The organism is Allobosea sp. RCC_152_1, from assembly GCF_041360765.1.
Taxonomy (GTDB): domain Bacteria; phylum Pseudomonadota; class Alphaproteobacteria; order Rhizobiales; family Beijerinckiaceae; genus Allobosea; species Allobosea spartocytisi.
The window spans coordinates 1-1,254 of the sequence record NZ_JBFUPU010000023.1 but is presented as its reverse complement, the minus strand read 5'-3'; the positions used below and the strand labels follow the sequence as shown (position 1 = coordinate 1,254).

Genomic DNA, 1,254 nt, shown 5'->3' with positions numbered 1-1,254 from the left:
TGGAGTGCGCCCCTGCGGGTAGACAGGATCAGGCTGCGGTTTTGATCGTGAGCCGGGCGTGTTGATCCTCGAACTGCTGCGGGCTGAGATAGCCGAGCGCGGAGTGCAGTCGTTCGGCGTTGTAGACCTGATCGATGAAGCGCGGAAGGTCGGCAGCGACATCCTCGAAGGTCTCGTAGGCCATCGGATAGACGGCCTCGACCTTGAGCGTTTTCATGAAGCTCTCGGCCTTGGCGTTATCGTAGGGATTGCCGCGGCGCCCCATCGATCCGACGAGACCATGCCCGGCGAGGGTCTGCCGGTAGAGCCGGGCAGCATATTGCGAACCGCGGTCCGTATGATGGGTGCAGCCGGGTGGTGGCTTTCGCCTGTCGATGGCCGAGCGCAGGGCGGCCAGCGTCAGCCGAACGTCGATCGAGCGGCCGATGGCGTAGCCGACGACCTTGCGCGACCATGCGTCGAGGATCACCGCGACGTAGACGAAGCCGATGGTGATCGCGACGTAGGTGATGTCGGCCACCCAGAGCTGGTTCGGCCCGTCCGGGATCATGTTCTTCGCCAGGTTCGGGAAGATCGGCAGGTCGTGATCGCCATCGGTGGTGGCGATATAGCGCCGCCGCTGTCGAGGCTGGAGGTCGTGCGCGCGCATCAGCCGCCGGATCTTCTTATGATTCACGACGAAACCGCGCTGACGCAGCGCCGCCTGCATCCGGCGATAGCCATAGGCTTCGAAGCTCTCGGAGATTGTGACCATCGTCTCGACGAGCGCGGTGTCGTCGATGCTGACGGCCGGCTTATCGTAATAGGTGGAGCGCGCGATCCCCATCAGCTGGCATCCGTCTGCGACGGCGAGGCCGCGGGGCCGGTGACGACGGACGTAGTCGCGCTTCTCGGCCGCGGTCCGTGCTTCAGAGCCCCCTTTAGGAACTCGATCTCCAGGGCCTGCCTGCCGACAAGCCGTTCCAGCGCGGCGATGCGCGCCTCGTAGGTTTCGATCGTATCGACGGCGACGGCCTCGTCGTCGAAGGCGCCACCCTCGAACTTCTGAATCCAGATGCGGATCAGGTTGCGCGACAGGTCATGTCGACGGGCGAGGCTATGGAGCGTCTCGCCAGCCAGGTAATCCTGCGCCACCTGGCGCTTGAACTCGATGCTGTGGGAACGGTGTCGGGCCATGGGCTTCCATCCTTCGAAAGCCCGGCTCTCCGGTCAATTCCTCGCCGTCACGCTGTCCGCTTCAAGGGGCGCACTCCA

Annotated in this window: 1 protein-coding gene and 1 pseudogene; both read right to left on the bottom strand. The window is 64.4% G+C overall.

The annotated features are described in order from the left end of the window. Nucleotides 1–28: 28 nt before the first annotated feature. A pseudogene (locus AB6806_RS28945) lies at nt 29–838 on the bottom strand (IS3 family transposase); the annotation flags it as partial. Beyond that, nucleotides 826–1,176, bottom strand: coding sequence for a transposase (locus AB6806_RS28940; protein ID WP_370956369.1), 351 nt, complete (start codon nt 1,174–1,176; stop codon nt 826–828). The pseudogene AB6806_RS28945 and the gene AB6806_RS28940, both read right to left, overlap by 13 nt. Between the last annotated feature and the right edge of the window lie 78 nt (nt 1,177–1,254).